General features: G+C 72.9%; 16 protein-coding genes. 11 read left to right on the forward strand and 5 right to left on the reverse strand.

Annotated elements, in window-relative coordinates; translation table 11 throughout:
* Positions 1 to 9: 9 nt before the first annotated feature.
* The 3 genes from ACIQAK_RS05295 to ACIQAK_RS05305 all read left to right on the forward strand — a co-directional run bounded on the left by ACIQAK_RS05295 (position 10) and on the right by ACIQAK_RS05305 (position 1,080).
* Entirely contained in the window at positions 10 to 216 is a 207-nt protein-coding gene (locus tag ACIQAK_RS05295; RefSeq protein ID WP_366390993.1) for an acyl-CoA carboxylase epsilon subunit, read from the forward strand.
* Positions 217 to 302: 86 nt separating this feature from the next.
* Positions 303 to 431, forward strand: coding sequence for a morphogenic membrane protein MmpB (mmpB, locus tag ACIQAK_RS05300; RefSeq protein WP_093900106.1), 129 nt, complete (start codon positions 303 to 305; stop codon positions 429 to 431).
* A gap of 37 nt (positions 432 to 468) precedes the next feature.
* Positions 469 to 1,080 (forward strand): nucleoside triphosphate pyrophosphatase, encoded by a 612-nt coding sequence (locus ACIQAK_RS05305; RefSeq protein ID WP_366390992.1) that lies wholly within the window; start codon positions 469 to 471, stop codon positions 1,078 to 1,080.
* 22 nt (positions 1,081 to 1,102) lie between these two features.
* Here ACIQAK_RS05305 and ACIQAK_RS05310 read toward each other — a convergent pair whose 3' ends face one another.
* Positions 1,103 to 1,540 (reverse strand): hypothetical protein, encoded by a 438-nt coding sequence (locus ACIQAK_RS05310; protein ID WP_366391102.1) that lies wholly within the window; start codon positions 1,538 to 1,540, stop codon positions 1,103 to 1,105.
* A 354-nt stretch (positions 1,541 to 1,894) separates the two neighbouring features.
* On the opposite strand from ACIQAK_RS05310, the gene ACIQAK_RS05315 reads away from it, so the two are divergent.
* Both ACIQAK_RS05315 and ACIQAK_RS05320 read left to right on the forward strand, forming a co-directional pair.
* Positions 1,895 to 3,649 (forward strand): biotin carboxylase N-terminal domain-containing protein, encoded by a 1,755-nt coding sequence (locus ACIQAK_RS05315; RefSeq protein WP_366390991.1) that lies wholly within the window; start codon positions 1,895 to 1,897, stop codon positions 3,647 to 3,649.
* 128 nt (positions 3,650 to 3,777) lie between these two features.
* Positions 3,778 to 4,374, forward strand: coding sequence for a TetR family transcriptional regulator (locus tag ACIQAK_RS05320; protein ID WP_366390990.1), 597 nt, complete (start codon positions 3,778 to 3,780; stop codon positions 4,372 to 4,374).
* Positions 4,375 to 4,466: 92 nt separating this feature from the next.
* Here the strand turns inward: ACIQAK_RS05320 and ACIQAK_RS05325 are convergent, their stop codons facing one another.
* On the reverse strand, positions 4,467 to 5,444 hold the full coding sequence (locus tag ACIQAK_RS05325; protein ID WP_366390989.1) for a DeoR/GlpR family DNA-binding transcription regulator: 978 nt from the start codon (positions 5,442 to 5,444) through the stop codon (positions 4,467 to 4,469).
* A 197-nt stretch (positions 5,445 to 5,641) separates the two neighbouring features.
* Complete coding sequence (locus tag ACIQAK_RS05330; RefSeq protein WP_366390988.1) at positions 5,642 to 7,081, reverse strand: NAD(P)H-quinone dehydrogenase; 1,440 nt, start codon at positions 7,079 to 7,081, stop codon at positions 5,642 to 5,644.
* A gap of 342 nt (positions 7,082 to 7,423) precedes the next feature.
* Between ACIQAK_RS05330 and ACIQAK_RS05335 the strand changes: the two genes are divergently transcribed.
* The 3 genes from ACIQAK_RS05335 (at position 7,424) to ACIQAK_RS05345 (ending at position 10,668) form a co-directional block, all read left to right on the forward strand.
* The gene (locus ACIQAK_RS05335; protein ID WP_015610940.1) at positions 7,424 to 7,861 is read left to right on the forward strand and encodes a gamma-glutamylcyclotransferase; all 438 of its coding nucleotides are present in this window, start codon (positions 7,424 to 7,426) and stop codon (positions 7,859 to 7,861) included.
* Between the two features lie 115 nt (positions 7,862 to 7,976).
* A complete protein-coding gene (locus tag ACIQAK_RS05340) occupies positions 7,977 to 8,801 on the forward strand; it encodes a purine-nucleoside phosphorylase (protein ID WP_366390987.1) in 825 nt (274 codons plus the stop codon).
* A gap of 226 nt (positions 8,802 to 9,027) precedes the next feature.
* On the forward strand, positions 9,028 to 10,668 hold the full coding sequence (locus tag ACIQAK_RS05345; RefSeq protein WP_366390986.1) for a phospho-sugar mutase: 1,641 nt from the start codon (positions 9,028 to 9,030) through the stop codon (positions 10,666 to 10,668).
* Between the two features lie 318 nt (positions 10,669 to 10,986).
* On the opposite strand, the gene ACIQAK_RS05350 is transcribed toward ACIQAK_RS05345, so the two are convergent.
* A complete protein-coding gene (locus ACIQAK_RS05350; protein WP_366390985.1) occupies positions 10,987 to 11,625 on the reverse strand; it encodes a PH domain-containing protein in 639 nt (212 codons plus the stop codon).
* A gap of 161 nt (positions 11,626 to 11,786) precedes the next feature.
* Here ACIQAK_RS05350 and deoC point away from each other — a divergent pair, with 161 nt between their 5' ends.
* From deoC to ACIQAK_RS05365, 3 genes are read left to right on the forward strand one after another with little or no spacing between them, the layout of a single operon-like run.
* Positions 11,787 to 12,734 carry a deoxyribose-phosphate aldolase gene (deoC, locus tag ACIQAK_RS05355; protein WP_366391101.1) on the forward strand — a complete coding sequence of 316 codons (948 nt, stop codon included), beginning with the start codon at positions 11,787 to 11,789 and terminating at the stop codon, positions 12,732 to 12,734.
* A gap of 6 nt (positions 12,735 to 12,740) precedes the next feature.
* Positions 12,741 to 14,180, forward strand: coding sequence for an aldehyde dehydrogenase family protein (locus ACIQAK_RS05360; RefSeq protein WP_366390984.1), 1,440 nt, complete (start codon positions 12,741 to 12,743; stop codon positions 14,178 to 14,180).
* Positions 14,170 to 15,087 carry an aldehyde dehydrogenase family protein gene (locus ACIQAK_RS05365; protein ID WP_366390983.1) on the forward strand — a complete coding sequence of 306 codons (918 nt, stop codon included), beginning with the start codon at positions 14,170 to 14,172 and terminating at the stop codon, positions 15,085 to 15,087. Before ACIQAK_RS05360 ends, ACIQAK_RS05365 begins: the two co-directional genes overlap by 11 nt.
* Positions 15,088 to 15,194: 107 nt before the next feature.
* Here ACIQAK_RS05365 and ACIQAK_RS05370 read toward each other — a convergent pair whose 3' ends face one another.
* On the reverse strand, positions 15,195 to 15,617 hold the full coding sequence (locus tag ACIQAK_RS05370) for a hypothetical protein (protein ID WP_366390982.1): 423 nt from the start codon (positions 15,615 to 15,617) through the stop codon (positions 15,195 to 15,197).
* Between the last annotated feature and the right edge of the window lie 57 nt (positions 15,618 to 15,674).

Consider the following 15,674-nt stretch of genomic DNA (forward strand, 5'->3'; position numbering starts at 1 on the left):
TCGCCGCCCATGATCAGGGTCGTACGGGGCAACCCGACCCCCGAGGAGCTGGCTGCCGCCCTGGCGGTGGTCCAGGCCCGCGCCGCGGCGAGCGCCGCCGTGTCCTCCGGCGCGCCCCTCCCGCCCGAGCAGTGGTCCGACCCGGGCCGCATCGCCCGCACCGGCCGCCCGCGGCCGGGCCCCCGGGCCTGGGCCCGGACGTACTGGCCGGCCTGAGCCGCGCCGGGTGTCCGCCGGGCGCCGACCCGCTTGAGTACCCGTACTCAGGCGCATCGGCGCCCGGCGCGGGCAGGATCGGAAGCATGCTGTGGTCCGACCCCGAGAACAAGCCGCCGAAGGAACTGCGCGACGCCCAGGACATGATGCGCCGCGCGGGTCTCGTGCTCGCGCTGGCGATGGTGGTCGCGATGTTCGTGCTCGGCACCCGCTGACCCCGCCGGGGCCCCGGGGGTGCGGGCTCCTTCTACGATGGCCGGTATGACTGATCAGCGCCGCCTCGTGCTCGCCTCCGCCTCCCCCGCCCGCCTCGGCCTGCTGCGCCAGGCGGGTTTCGCCCCCGAGGTGATCGTCAGCGGGGTGGACGAGGACGCCCTGAGTGCCCCGACCCCCGCCGAGCTGGCCCTGGTGCTGGCCCGGGCCAAGGCGGCGGTGGTCGCGGAGCGCCCCGAGGCGGCGGGCGCCCTGGTCATCGGCTGCGACTCGGTGCTGGAGCTGGAGGGCGAGGCGCTCGGCAAGCCGGCCGACGCCGAGGAGGCCACCGCCCGCTGGAAGGCGATGCGCGGCCGGTCCGGCATCCTGCGGACCGGGCACAGCGTCATCGACACCGCTTCGGGCCGTCACGCGTCGGCGACGGCGTCCACGGTCGTACGGTTCGGCGAGCCGAGCGACGCGGAGGTCGCCGCGTACGTCGCGTCGGGCGAGCCGCTGCACGTCGCCGGAGCCTTCACGCTGGACGGCCGCTCGGCCCCGTTCGTCGACTCCATCGAGGGCGACCACGGCAACGTGATCGGCCTCTCGCTGCCGCTGCTGCGCCGACTGCTGGGCGAACTGGGCGTCTCCGTGACGGAGTTGTGGGTCTGAGGCCCCCTCGGTTCCCGGCGGCTCAGACCGCCGCCGGGGCCGCCTCGCCGCTCGTACGGTCGTCGGCGCCGGCTTCTGGCCCGTAGGCCAGCAGAGTGAGCACCAGCAGGGCCAGCACCACCATCAGGTACGCGAACGCGGCCCAGCCCACCAGGCCCACGGTCACCGCGCCGAGCACCCCGTGCACGACCGCGCAGCCGATCAGCGCGATCCGTCCGAACCGCCCGGGCGAGCGGTCCCGGACCCCGGCCAGCAGCGCGATCAGCCCGCACCCGATCAGCAGCAGGGCGAAGACCCCGCCCAGCACCCAGGTCCCGCCGGCCATGGCGCCGGGGTCCATTCCCGCCAACGACATGTTCTGGTTCTCGGCGACCGTGGCGAGGACGGCGTTGACGGCGAAGATGCCGGCCGCCTCCCCGAACAGCACGAGCGCGCTCACGATCGCCACCGGTCTGCGCAGCACGGCGCCACCCCCTGTTACCCGCAGTACGTGCGTAGCGCGGACCTTACTCACCGGTATTCCTTCGGACAAGAGGCCGGACCGCTCCGCACGCCGGGCAAAGAATCCCTCGGCCGTTCGTAGGGAGCCCACAAAGAAACGCCGTGAGGCGTTGGCCCCTCAGACAGAGACCTGCACCACACCGGATGGTTACTGTGCGGTTGTAGAACCCGGCGTACCGTGGTGCCACAAGGGATTTCACTACTGGGGCAAGCCTCGGATCACACTCCGTGTGGGCAAGCTCACCATTGGGGACGGGTCGTAGCGCCGTGTCGGTAGTCCCTAAACTCAGCTTGTTTCCAGGAGGGAGTCATCGTGCGCAAGGTGCTCATCGCCAACCGTGGCGAAATCGCTGTCCGCGTTGCTCGGGCGTGCCGGGATGCGGGGATCGCGAGCGTAGCGGTCTACGCCGACCCGGACCGGGACGCGTTGCATGTCCGGGCCGCCGACGAGGCGTTCGCGTTGGGCGGTGACACCCCGGCCGCCAGCTATCTGGACATGGCCAAGGTGCTCCAGGCCGCCGCGGACTCCGGGGCCGACGCGATCCACCCCGGTTACGGGTTCCTGTCGGAGAACGCCGAGTTCGCCCAGGCCGTCCTGGACGCCGGACTGACCTGGATCGGCCCGCCCCCGCAGGCCATCCGCGACCTGGGTGACAAGGTCGCCGCCCGCCACATCGCCCAGCGCGCCGGCGCGCCGCTGGTGGCCGGTACGCCGGACCCGGTGTCCGGTTCCGCGGAGGTCGTGGCCTTCGCCGAGGCCAACGGGCTCCCGATCGCGATCAAGGCCGCGTTCGGCGGTGGCGGGCGCGGGCTGAAGGTCGCCCGCACCCTGGAGGAGATCCCGGAGCTGTACGACTCCGCCGTCCGCGAGGCGGTCGCCGCGTTCGGGCGGGGCGAGTGCTTCGTGGAGCGCTACCTGGACAAGCCGCGGCACGTGGAGACCCAGTGCCTGGCCGACCAGCACGGCAACGTGGTCGTCGTCTCGACCCGTGACTGCTCCCTCCAGCGGCGCCACCAGAAGCTCGTGGAGGAGGCCCCGGCCCCCTTCCTCTCCCAGGCGCAGAACGACGAGCTGTACGCGGCGTCCAAGGCGATCCTCAAGGAAGCCGGATACGTCGGCGCCGGCACGGTGGAGTTCCTGGTCGGCGTGGACGGGACGATCTCGTTCCTGGAGGTCAACACCCGCCTGCAGGTCGAGCACCCCGTCACCGAAGAGGTCACCGGCATCGACCTCGTACGCGAGATGTTCCGCATCGCCGACGGCGAGGAGCTCGGCTACGGCGACCCGGCGGTGCGCGGCCACTCCTTCGAGTTCCGCATCAACGGCGAGGACCCGGGGCGCGGCTTCCTGCCGGCCCCCGGCACCGTGACGTCGTTCGCCCCGCCGACCGGCCCGGGTGTCCGCCTGGACGCGGGCGTCGAGTCCGGCAGCGTGATCGGCCCGGCCTGGGACTCCCTCCTGGCCAAGCTGATCGTCACCGGCGCGACCCGTCAGCAGGCCCTCCAGCGCGCCGCCCGCGCCTTGGCGGAGTTCCAGGTCGAGGGCATGGCCACCGCCATCCCCTTCCACCGTGCGGTGGTCGCCGACCCCGCGTTCACCGCGGACCCGTTCACCGTCCACACCCGGTGGATCGAGACCGAGTTCGTCAACGAGATCAAGCCCTTCGCCGCCCCGGCGGACGCGGACAGCGAGGACGAGGCCGGTCGTGAGACCGTCGTCGTCGAGGTCGGCGGCAAGCGCCTGGAGGTCTCGCTGCCCTCCTCGCTGGGCATGTCGCTGGCCCGTACCGGCCTCGCCGCCGGTGCGAAGCCCAAGCGGCGTGCGGCGAAGAAGGCCGGCTCCGCCGCCTCCGGCGACTCCCTCGCCTCCCCGATGCAGGGCACGATCGTCAAGGTCGCGGTCGAGGAGGGCCAGGAGGTCAAGGAGGGCGACCTCGTCGTCGTCCTGGAGGCCATGAAGATGGAGCAGCCGCTGAACGCGCACCGCTCCGGCACGGTCAAGGGGCTCACGGCGGAGGTCGGCGGTTCCGTCTCCTCCGGCGCCCTGATCTGCGAGATCAAGGACTGACGGCTCAGTTCGTACGGAGGGGCCCGGCCCGCGTCCAAGGATGCGGGCCGGGCCCCCGCGCGTGCGGTGGCATGCTGGATCCCGACGGACGAACGGGAAGACCCGGGAACCGAGGGAGGGCGGGAGCCATGGCAGGGCCGATCTCGATGGAGACGGGCACGGCACGGCAGCCGGAGCGGCCGATGCGCGCGGACGCCCGCCGGAACCACGAACGGCTGCTCGGCGTGGCCCGTACGTCCTTCGCCGAGCACGGCACCGACGCCTCGCTGGAGGACATCGCGCGGCAGGCGGGCGTGGGCATCGGCACCCTCTACCGGCACTTCCCCAACCGGCACGCCCTGATGAACGCCGTCTTCCAGGACGCCCTGCGCTCGCTCCTGGACCGCTCGCGGGAGCTGGCGGCGGCGGAGGCGCCGTGCCGGGCGCTGGTGGACTGGCTGGGCGCGATCATCACTCATGCGGGTGAGTACCGCGGGTTGGCCCGCGCCCTCATGTCGGCCTCGCAGGACGCGACCTCGGCGCTCGCCCAGTGCCATCTGCCGTTGCGGGAGGCGGGGGCGGGCCTGTTGCGGCGGGCGCAGGAGAGCGGGTCGGTGCGGGCGGACGTCTCGATCGACGATCTGCTGCAGCTGACGAACGCGATCGCGCTGGCGGCGGAGCAGTCGCCGGACGATCCGGAGCTGGCGGCACGGCTGCTACGGCTGACCTTGCGGGGGCTGACGTAGGGGCTGCGCCGGCACATCCCGCCCCTTCGGCGTCCGAGGAGCGGGGTCCGGGGGCAGCGCCCCCGACACTCCCCTACCACCTCCGACACTCCCTACCGCCTCCGCAGGTCCGCCACCCGCGCCCGCTCGCCCGTCGACGCCTGGTCGGACAGTGACGACGCGCTGCGCAACTGCGGGCCCAGCCCCCCGTTCCGCCCCGTCGTACGCCGCTGCCCCGGCAACGGCATGTCACGGCGGGGCTGGCGCCCGGCCGGGGAAGGGCCGTCCCCGCCCGCCGCCGCGTCCGCCTCGGGGCCGGCCACCGTGATCTCCACGCCCTGGTCCGCCAGTGCCTGGAGCTCCGCGGCCGCGCGCTCGTCGTGGAGCGGGGGTTCGTCCGTCACGAGACGGGTGATCAGCTCCGTGGGCACCGTCTGGAACATGGTGTCGGCGCCGAGCTTCGTGTGGTCCGCCAGGACGACCACCTCCGCGGCGGCCTGCACAAGGGCCCGGTCGACGCTGGCCGAGAGCATGTTGGAGGTGGACAGGCCGCGCTCCGCCGTGAGGCCGCTCCCGGAGAGGAAGGCCCGGGAGACCCGCAGCCCCTGGAGGGACTGCTCGGCCCCGCTGCCCACCAGCGCGTAGTTGCTCCCGCGCAGGGTGCCGCCGGTCATGACGACCTCGACACGGTTGGCATGGGCCAACGCCTGGGCGACCAGCAGCGAGTTGGTGACCACGGTCAGACCGGGGACCCGCGCGAGCCGGCGGGCCAGCTCCTGCGTGGTGGTACCGGCGCCGACCACGATGGCCTCGCCCTCGCCCACGAGCGAGGCGGCCAGATCGGCGATGGCCGTCTTCTCGGCGGTGGAGAGATGGGATTTCTGCGGAAAGCCGGACTCCCGCGTGAAACCGCCCGGCAAGACCGCACCGCCGTGGCGGCGGTCGAGGAGTCCTTCTGCCTCCAGTGCCCGCACGTCCCGCCGTACGGTCACTTCGGAGGTCTGGACGACGCGGGCGAGCTCACGGAGCGATACCGCCCCGTTGGCGCGCACCATTTCGAGGATCAACTGACGACGTTCTGCAGCGAACACGAAACTGACAGTAACCTGACCGTCGGTGCCTTTTCAGCAGTTCGCGCCGAATAACGGAAGGTGTACATCCGACGGGCGCCCAAGTGGTATAGGAGCTTTCGTTGTTGTCCGGTCGTGATCGCCGGACGATCGCCACCCCCGCCCCAACGGGCGGGGGTGGCCGGGAATGTCGGGTTTCCCCGGCCCCTGACCGGCGGTCAGCCCTCGTCCGTGAGCTTGCGGGTGTGCAGCTGCCGGGCCACCTCTGCGATCGATCCGGACAGGGACGGGTACACGGTGAACGCGTTGGCGATCTGTTCCACGGTCAGGTTGTTGTCGACCGCGAGCGAGATCGGGTGGATCAGCTCGCTGGCGCGCGGCGCGACGACGCAGCCGCCGACCACGATCCCGGTACCGGGGCGGCAGAAGATCTTGACGAAGCCGTCGCGGATGCCCTGCATCTTGGCGCGCGGGTTGCGCAGCAGCGGCAGCTTCACCACGCGGGCGTCGATCTTGCCCGCGTCGACGTCGGCCTGGCTGTAGCCGACGGTGGCGATCTCCGGGTCGGTGAAGACGTTGGCGGAGACCGTCTTGAGGTTCAGCGGGGTGACCGCGTCGCCGAGGAAGTGGTACATCGCGATCCGGCCCTGCATCGCGGCGACCGAGGCCAGCGCGAAGACGCCGGTGACGTCACCGGCCGCGTAGACGCCGGGAGCGCTGGTGCGCGAGACCCGGTCGGTCAGGATGTGGCCGGAGTCCTTCAGCCGTACGCCGGCCTCCTCCAGGCCCATGCCCGCGGTGTTCGGGATCGCGCCGACCGCCATCAGGCAGTGCGAGCCGGTGATGACCCGGCCGTCGGCGAGGGTCACCTCGACCCGGTCGCCGACCCGCTTGGCGGACTGGGCGCGGGAGCGGGCCATGACGTTCATGCCGCGGCGCCGGAACACGTCCTCCAGGACGGCGGCGGCGTCGGGGTCTTCGCCCGGCAGCACCCGGTCGCGGGAGGAGACGAGGGTGACGCGGGAGCCGAGCGCCTGGTAGGCCCCGGCGAACTCGGCGCCGGTGACACCGGAACCGACGACGATGAGCTCCTCGGGGAGCTCGTCGAGGTCGTAGACCTGGGTCCAGTTCAGGATGCGCTCGCCGTCCGGCAGCGCGTCCGGGATCTCGCGGGGGTGACCGCCGGTCGCTATCAGCACCGCGTCGGCGCTCAGCCGCTCCTCGGTGCCGTCGGCGGCGGTGACGACGACCTGGCGGGAGCCGTCGGCCGCCTGGAGGCCGTCGAGCCGGCCGCGGCCGCGCATCACGCGGGCGCCGGCCCGGGTGACGGAGGCGGTGATGTCGTGGGACTGGGCGAGCGCCAGGCGCTTCACCCGCCGGTTGACCTTGCCGAGGTCCACCCCGACCACCCGGGCGGCGTGGACCTTGTGCGGGGTGTCGTCGGCGACGATGATCCCCAGCTCCTCGTACGAGGAGTCGAAGGTCGTCATCACCTCGGCCGTCGCGATCAGGGTCTTCGATGGCACGCAGTCGGTGAGTACCGAGGCTCCGCCGAGGCCGTCGCAGTCGACGACGGTCACCTCCGCGCCGAGCTGGGCGCCCACCAGAGCCGCCTCGTAGCCGCCGGGGCCGCCGCCGATGATCACGATCCGGGTCACGAAAAGTCCGCCTCGCGTGGTGTCATCCCGCGGCCGTCTGCCGCCCCGGCCGGGGGTCCGGGGGAGCGCCCCGGGGGAATGCAGTACGTACTCCATTGTCCCGCACGCGCCAAGCGGATTCGCCCCGGGGCCCTCCATACGGGAACGGGGCCGCTCGCGGAGCCCTTCGGAGGCCGGGGCCGGCCTCCGAAGGGACCGGGCCCGCCACTCCCCCGACGCCCGGAGGGGGCAGGGTCGGCTACTCCCCCCGACGCCCCGGGGACCGGGCCCGCCACTCCCCCGACCGGGGCCTTCGTCACAGGAACCGGCACTCCCGCGCCCCCCTCCCGTACCCTCGGTCCCATGTCGCTCTACGCCGCGTACGCCGGCAACCTCGACGCGCGGCTCATGACCCGCCGCGCCCCGCATTCCCCGATGCGCAGCACCGGCTGGCTCAACGGCTGGCGGCTGACCTTCGGCGGGGAGCAGATGGGCTGGGAGGGAGCGCTGGCCACCGTGGTGGAGGCGCCGCGCTCCCAGGTCTTCGTCGCGCTGTACGACCTGGCGCCGATGGACGAGGACTCCATGGACCGCTGGGAGGGCGTCGGACTCGACATCTACCGGCGCATGCGCGTCCGGGTGCACACCCTGGACGGCGAGGAGCCGGCCTGGATGTACGTGCTGAACGGGTACGAGGGCGGGCTGCCCTCGGCGCGCTACCTGGGCGAGATCGCGGACGCGGCCGAGTCCGCGGGCGCCCCGCACGACTATGTGATGGGCCTGCGCAAGCGCCCCTGCTGAGCGGGGCCGGGCGGGGTGCGGCCACCGCTCTTCGTGCGAAGCCACGAAGCCACCCGGCGAGTCTTTGCACCGGTACATCTACGCGCGTAGGCATTCAGCGGTTACGCTCTTCCGCGTGAACGCATCAGTTATTCCGGACAACATCCAGGGCGACCCGTACGCAGCCGCTGCCGGGGCCGCCGCCCGCCTGCGCGAGCTGACCGGCGCCGAGACCCATGACGTCGCCCTGGTCATGGGCTCCGGCTGGGCGCCCGCGGGCGAAGCACTCGGCGAGCCGGAGGCCGAGTTCCCCGTCACCGCGCTCCCCGGCTTCCCGGCGCCGGCGGTCGAGGGCCACGGCGGCACGATCCGCTCGTACAGGATCGGTGACAAGCGCGTGCTGGTCTTCCTCGGCCGCACGCACTACTACGAGGGCCGCGGCGTCGCCGCCGTCGCCCACGGAGTCCGTACGGCGGTGGCCGCGGGCTGCCGGACCGTCGTCCTGACCAACGGCTGCGGCGGCCTGCGCGAGGGCATGCGCCCGGGACAGCCGGTGCTGATCAGCGACCACATCAACCTCACGGCGACCTCCCCGATCGTCGGCGCCAACTTCGTCGACCTCACCGACCTGTACTCGCCGCGCCTGCGCGCGCTGTGCAAGGAGATCGACGACACCCTCGAAGAGGGCGTGTACGTCCAGTTCCCCGGTCCGCACTACGAGACCCCGGCCGAGATCAACATGGTCCGGGTCCTCGGCGGCGACCTCGTGGGCATGTCCACGGTCCTGGAGGCCATCGCGGCCCGCGAGGCGGGCGCCGAGGTGCTCGGCCTCTCCCTGGTGACCAACCTGGCGGCGGGCCTGTCCGGCGAGCCCCTGAACCACGAGGAAGTCCTCCAGGCCGGGCGCGACTCGGCGACGCGGATGGGCGCCCTGCTGGCCCGGGTGCTGGACCGCGTCTAGGGCGCACAACAAGCCCGTCCGGCCGTCTGAGGACCGGGGCCACCTCCCAGCCCGTCCGGCGTCCGAGGACCGGGGCCTGGGGCGGAGCCCCGGTTTCGGGAAGGGGCGCGGAGGGGAACAGCCCGCGCAGCGCCCACCCCCGCCCGCCGCACCGCCCCACCCGGCCCCGCCGGACCCGCACACCACCACCCCGCCCACCCCACCCGCACCCCGAAAGGCGGACCCCGTGCAGCACGACCTCATCGCGCAGGCCAGGACCTGGCTGGCCGAGGACCCCGACCCCGAGACGCGCGACGAGCTGGCCGCGATCGTCGAGGCGGGCGACACCGCCGAGCTCGCCGCCCGTTTCGCCGGCACGCTCCAGTTCGGCACCGCCGGTCTGCGCGGCGAGCTCGGGGCCGGCCCGATGCGGATGAACCGCTCCGTGGTGATCCGGGCGGCGGCGGGCCTCGCCGCGTATCTGAAGGCCCAGGGCCAGGACGGCGGGCTCGTCGTCATCGGGTACGACGCCCGCTACAAGTCCGCCGACTTCGCCCGGGACACCGCGGCCGTGATGACGGGCGCCGGTCTGCGCGCCGCCGTACTCCCCCGCCCGCTCCCCACCCCCGTACTGGCGTACGCCATAAGGCACCTGGGCGCCGTCGCCGGCGTCGAGGTCACCGCCAGCCACAACCCGCCGCGCGACAACGGCTACAAGGTCTACCTCGGCGACGGCTCGCAGATCGTGCCCCCGGCCGATGGCGAGATCGCGGCCGCCATCGCCGCGGTCGGCCCGCTGGCGGGCGTGGACCGCCCGGAGGACGGCTGGCAGACCCTCGGCGAGGAGGTCCTGGACGCGTATCTGGCGCGTACGGACGCGGTCCTGGCCTCCGACAGCCCCCGCACCGCGCGCACCGTCTACACCGCCATGCACGGCGTCGGCACCTCCGTGCTGACCGCCGCGTTCGCGCGGGCCGGCTTCCCCGCGCCGGTGCTCGTCACCGAGCAGGCCGAGCCGGACCCGGCGTTCCCCACCGTCGCCTTCCCCAACCCGGAGGAGCCCGGCGCGATGGATCTCGCCTTCGCCACCGCACGCCGGGCGGCGCCGGACCTGGTCATCGCCAACGACCCGGACGCGGACCGCTGCGCCGTCGCCGTACCCGACGCCGCCACCGAGGGCGGCTGGCGGATGCTGCGCGGCGACGAGGTCGGCGCACTGCTCGCCGCGCACCTGGTGGAGCGGGGCGCCTCCGGCGTGTTCGCCGAGTCGATCGTGTCGTCCTCGCTGCTCGGCCGGATCGCGGAGAAGGCGGGCCTCGGGTACGAGGAGACGCTGACCGGCTTCAAGTGGATCGCCCGGGTGGAGGGCCTGCGGTACGGGTACGAGGAGGCGCTCGGCTACTGCGTCGACCCCGAGGGCGTCCGCGACAAGGACGGCATCACCGCCGCCCTGCTCGTCGCCGAGCTCGCCTCCGTACTCAAGGAGCAGGGCCGTACGCTGCTGGACCTGCTGGACGACCTGGCGCTCGCCCACGGTCTGCACGCCACCGACCAGCTCTCGGTGCGGGTGGAGGACCTGACGGTCATCGCGGACGCCATGGCCCGGCTCCGGGAGCAGCCCCCCACCGCCCTGGCGGGCCTCGCGGTCACCTCGGCCGAGGACCTGTCGCGGGGGACGGACCGGCTGCCGCCCACCGACGGACTGCGCTACCAGCTGGAGGGCGCCCGGGTGATCGTCCGCCCGAGCGGCACCGAGCCGAAGCTGAAGTGCTACCTGGAGGTCGTGGTACCGGTCGCGGACGCCACCGGACTGCCCGCCGCGCGGGCGCGGGGCGCCGAGCTGCTCGCGGGAATCAAGCGGGACCTGGCGGCGGCCGCCGGAATCTGAGGCGCGCGAACGCCCCGGCCTCCGGCACCGGAGGCGCACACCAAGACTCCGGCTTCCGGCTTCCGGCTTCCGGCTCCGCTGTACGCCGAAGGCCCGGCCCCCGGCAGGAACGTCTGCCGAGGGACCGGGCCTTCGCCATGCACCGGAACCCGGGCCCGGAAGCCCGGGGCCAGGGCCGGAAGCCCAAGCCTGGGGCCGGAAGCCCGGGGCCAGGGCCGGAAGCCCAAGCCTGGGGCCGGAAGCCCGGGGCCAGGGCCGGAAGCCCAAGCCCGGGGCCCGGGAGGCCGGGCCCGGGAGGCCCGGAGCCCAAAGGCCGCTTCAGCCCATCGCCCACAACAGCGCGAGCAGCACCGCGCCGACGGCGGCCGGCACGATCACCTCGTACGCCCATCGCACGGAGATCCCGGCCGCCCCCTCCGGCGTCGTCCCGCCCGCATGCTCGGCCAGGTCCCGCAGGTCGCGGACCGTCTGGTCGGCGGAGGCGGTGCGCTGGGCGGTGTCGCGGACGTCGGCGCTGACCGAGGTGCGGCCGTAGGGGTCGTCGTGCGCCGCGCGGGCCGCGGCGCGCGCCGCGCGCTTGCGGCCGCGCAGGGAGACGGGGACGGCCCACAGCTGGTACTTCGTACCGTCGTGGGCGAACAGCTCGGAGGAGAACGAGGCCCGTACGTCCGCGACCTCACTCCAGGGCAGCTGGATCGTCCGGTAGGGATTGCGGACGCGGATGCGCTCGTCGTTCACGAAGACGGCGGGGCGCAGGGTGAACGCCACGACCAGCGGCACCACCAGGAACAACGCGGCCAGTGCCAGCCACGGCGTCCGCCCCTCACCCCGGATCATGGCGTCACCGGCCATCCAGGCGACCAGCAGGAGCAGCAGGACCCCGCAGACCAGCCCGGCCGTCGAGCGGTGGGTCCGGTCGGCGAACTGCGGCTCTGCGGGGGGTGTGGGGCTCGTCATGGGGCCGATTCTGCCTGACGGACCCGGCGGACGGGCCTCCGCCCACCCGGCCGGACCGTCCGCCGGGGCGGGAAGGAGCGGCCGGGCGTGTGGCGGTGCGCACGGTTGACCTGGCCCCCTGTACAGGTCGCTACGCGCGTAGATATGCTCCCCTGGTGACCATGCCCACCACTGCTCCCGCATTTTCCGACGCGACGGCGTCCGACAGTGCGCTGCGCCGCTTCCTGTTCGGGTTGCCCGGCGTCGACGCCGTCGGCCTCGAAGCGCGCGCCGCCTCCCTCGGAACCCGTTCGATCAAGACGACGGCCAAGGCGTACGCCATCGATCTCGCCATCTCGATGATCGACCTGACGACGCTGGAAGGCGCGGACACCCCGGGCAAGGTCCGGGCTCTCGCCGCCAAGGCCGTCAACCCCGATCCGACCGACCGCACGACCCCGCGCACCGCCGCGGTCTGCGTCTACCCCGACATGGCGGCCACCGCCGCCGCCGCGCTCGCCGGTTCCGGTGTGAAGGTGGCGTCCGTGGCGACCGCCTTCCCGGCCGGCCGCGCCGCGCTGGAGGTCAAGCTCGCGGACGTCCGGGACGCCGTGGCGGCCGGGGCCGACGAGATCGACATGGTGATCGACCGGGGGGCCTTCCTCTCCGGCCGGTTCCTGAAGGTCTACGAGGAGATCGTCGCCGTGAAGGCCGAGTGCGGCTCCGCCCGCCTCAAGGTGATCTTCGAGACCGGGGAGCTCTCCACGTACGACAACATCCGCCGGGCCTCCTGGCTCGGGATGCTGGCGGGCGCGGACTTCATCAAGACCTCGACCGGCAAGGTGGCCACCAACGCCACCCCCGCCAACACCCTGCTGATGCTGGAGGCCGTCCGCGACTTCCGGGCGCAGACCGGCGTACAGATCGGTGTGAAGCCGGCCGGCGGCATCCGCACCACCAAGGACGCGGTCAAGTTCCTGGTGCTGGTGAACGAGACGGCGGGCGAGGACTGGCTGGACAACCACTGGTTCCGGTTCGGCGCCTCCAGCCTGCTCAACGACCTGCTGATGCAGCGCCAGAAGCTCAGCACCGGCCGTTACTCCGGCCCCGATTACGTGACGGTGGACTGATACGCCATGGCATCCGCATTCGAGTACGCTCCGGCGCCGGAGTCCCGCTCCGTCGTCGACATCGCCCCCTCGTACGGGCTGTTCATCGACGGCGAGTTCACCGAGGCCGCCGACGGCAAGGTGTTCAAGACGCTCTCGCCCAGCACCGAAGAGGTGCTGTCCGAGGTCGCGCGGGCCGGCGCCGCGGACGTCGACCGGGCCGTGAAGGCGGCACGTAGGGCGTTCGAGAAGTGGTCGGCGCTGCCCGGCTCCGAGCGCGCCAAGTACCTGTTCCGGATCGCGCGGATCATCCAGGAGCGCAGCCGTGAGCTGGCCGTCCTGGAGACCCTCGACAACGGCAAGCCGATCAAGGAGACCCGCGACGCGGACCTCCCGCTGGTCGCCGCGCACTTCTTCTACTACGCGGGCTGGGCCGACAAGCTGGACCACGCGGGGTACGGGGCGAACCCCCGGCCGCTGGGTGTGGCGGGCCAGGTCATCCCGTGGAACTTCCCGCTGCTGATGCTCGCGTGGAAGATCGCCCCGGCGCTCGCCACGGGCAACACGGTGGTGCTGAAGCCCGCCGAGACGACCCCGCTCTCCGCGCTGTTCTTCGCGGACATCTGCCGTCAGGCCGGGCTGCCGAAGGGTGTCGTCAACATCCTGACGGGTTACGGGGACGCGGGCGAGGCCCTCGTCACGCACCCGGACGTCGACAAGGTGGCCTTCACCGGTTCGACCGCCGTCGGCAAGGCCATCGCGCGCTCGGTCGCGGGCACGGACAAGAAGGTCACGCTGGAGCTGGGTGGCAAGGGCGCCAACATCGTCTTCGACGACGCCCCCGTCGACCAGGCCGTCGAGGGCATCGTCACCGGGATCTTCTTCAACCAGGGCCAGGTCTGCTGCGCGGGCTCCCGGCTGCTGGTCCAGGAATCGGTCCAGGACGAGGTGCTGGACGCGCTCAAGCGCCGGCTCGCCACGCTGCGGCTGGGCGACCCGCTGGACAAGAACACCGACATCGGCGCGATCAACTCCGCCGAGCAGCTCTCCCGGATCACCGCCCTGGTGGAGACCGGCGAGGCGGAGGGCGCGGAGCGCTGGAGCGCTCCCTGCGAACTGCCGTCGTCGGGTTACTGGTTCGCGCCGACGCTCTTCACCAACGTCACCCAGGCCCACACGGTGGCCCGTGACGAGATCTTCGGCCCGGTCCTCTCCGTCCTGTCGTTCCGCACCCCGGACGAGGCGGTCGCCAAGGCCAACAACAGCCAGTACGGCCTCTCGGCCGGCATCTGGACGGAGAAGGGCTCCCGCATCCTCGCGGTGGCGAACAAGCTCCGCGCGGGCGTCGTCTGGGCCAACACGTTCAACAAGTTCGACCCGACGTCGCCCTTCGGCGGCTACAAGGAGTCGGGCTACGGCCGCGAGGGCGGCCGCCACGGCCTGGAGGCGTACCTCGATGTCCGATAACAACCGACTTGGCGTCTTCAAGACCTACAAGCTGTACGTCGGGGGCAAGTTCCCCCGCTCCGAGAGCGGCCGGGTGTACGAGGTGACCGACTCCAAGGGCCAGTGGCTCGCCAACGCGCCCCAGTCCTCCCGTAAGGACGCGCGTGACGCGGTCGTGGCCGCGCGGAAGGCGTTCGGCGGCTGGTCGGGCGCGACCGCGTACAACCGCGGCCAGGTCCTCTACCGGGTCGCCGAGATGCTGGAGGGCCGCAAGGAGCAGTTCGTCCGCGAGGTGGCCGCGTCCGAGGGGCTGTCGAAGTCCAAGGCGGCGGCCGTGGTGGACGCGGCGATCGACCGCTGGGTCTGGTACGCGGGCTGGACGGACAAGATCGGGCAGATCTCCGGCGGGGCGAACCCGGTCGCGGGACCGTATCTCAACCTCTCCACGCCCGAGCCGACCGGTGTGGTCGCGGTGCTCGCGCCGCAGGAGTCCTCGCTGCTCGGGCTGGTCTCGGTGATCGCCCCGGTGATCGCCACCGGCAGCACAGCGGTCGTCATCGCCTCGGCGAACGCCCCGCTGCCCGCGCTCTCCCTGGGCGAGGTGCTGGCCACGTCGGACGTGCCCGGTGGCGTGGTCAACATCCTGTCGGGCGCCACGGCGGAGCTCGCCGCGCCGCTCGCCGCACACCAGGACGTCAACGCGATCGACCTCACCGGCGCCGGCGCGGAGCTGGCCACGGAGCTGGAGATCGCGGCGGCGGACAACCTGAAGCGGGTCCTGCGGCCGCTCCCCGCCGAGGCGGACGGCTCGGACGCCTCCACCGACTGGTCGGCCGACCCCGGCACGCGCCGGCTGACGGCCTTCCTGGAGACCAAGACGGTCTGGCACCCGACGGGCGCACTGGGAGCCTCGGGGTCGTCGTACTGACGTTCCCACCCCGCGCGCTGACGGGGACGTCCTACCGACGTTGCCACCCGCGCGCGCTGACGGGGCCGCCCCGCACCGGGGCGGCCCCGTTCGCCGTACCGCGGAGGTCAGCCCGTGACCAGCCGGGTCACCTCTCCCACCACCGGCACGTCGTTCAGGGCACCGCCGCTGGTGAGGGGATCGGTGAGCACCGCGGTCGTCAAAGGCTGGAAGTCGGCGACCTGGGTCCCCACCGCGTTGTCCAGCGGGTCCACCCCGGTGTTGGCCAGCGGGTACAGCTGGAGGTCGGTGACGGGGCGGATGCTGTTGGTCAGCGAGGTCCCGAGCGCGCTGGTCACCGCCGGCCCGGCGGTCTTGCCGACCGCCCGGACGGCCGTGACGCCCTGCTCGGGGATCTCGGCGACCGGGGGCAGCTGGGGGGCGGCCTGGGCGGAGCCCGTACCGGCCCCCAGGGCCGCTCCCAGCGCGGTCACGGTCAGACCGGCGCGCAGCAGGGCGCGGCGTTCGGGCTTGCGTGCGTGAAGTGCCATGTTTCCACCTGATCGACCTGGTCGGGTAATCGTCCGTACGCGCAGAGTAGTTGAGGT

It is taken from the genome of Streptomyces sp. NPDC088706, assembly GCF_044752765.1.
Lineage (GTDB): Bacteria > Actinomycetota > Actinomycetes > Streptomycetales > Streptomycetaceae > Streptomyces.

Excerpts from the sequence above, each read along its gene's own strand:
- ACIQAK_RS05295 (WP_366390993.1), top strand. The coding sequence starts at position 10 with ATGATCAGGGTCGTACGGGGCAACCCGACCCCCGAGGAGCTGGCTGCC.
- mmpB (WP_093900106.1), top strand. The coding sequence starts at position 303 with ATGCTGTGGTCCGACCCCGAGAACAAGCCGCCGAAGGAACTGCGCGAC.
- ACIQAK_RS05305 (WP_366390992.1), top strand. The coding sequence starts at position 469 with ATGGCCGGTATGACTGATCAGCGCCGCCTCGTGCTCGCCTCCGCCTCC.
- ACIQAK_RS05320 (WP_366390990.1), top strand. The coding sequence starts at position 3,778 with ATGGCAGGGCCGATCTCGATGGAGACGGGCACGGCACGGCAGCCGGAG.
- ACIQAK_RS05335 (WP_015610940.1), top strand. The coding sequence starts at position 7,424 with ATGTCGCTCTACGCCGCGTACGCCGGCAACCTCGACGCGCGGCTCATG.
- ACIQAK_RS05350 (WP_366390985.1), bottom strand. The coding sequence starts at position 11,625 with ATGACGAGCCCCACACCCCCCGCAGAGCCGCAGTTCGCCGACCGGACC.
- deoC (WP_366391101.1), top strand. The coding sequence starts at position 11,787 with ATGCCCACCACTGCTCCCGCATTTTCCGACGCGACGGCGTCCGACAGT.
- ACIQAK_RS05360 (WP_366390984.1), top strand. The coding sequence starts at position 12,741 with ATGGCATCCGCATTCGAGTACGCTCCGGCGCCGGAGTCCCGCTCCGTC.
- ACIQAK_RS05365 (WP_366390983.1), top strand. The coding sequence starts at position 14,170 with ATGTCCGATAACAACCGACTTGGCGTCTTCAAGACCTACAAGCTGTAC.
- ACIQAK_RS05370 (WP_366390982.1), bottom strand. The coding sequence starts at position 15,617 with ATGGCACTTCACGCACGCAAGCCCGAACGCCGCGCCCTGCTGCGCGCC.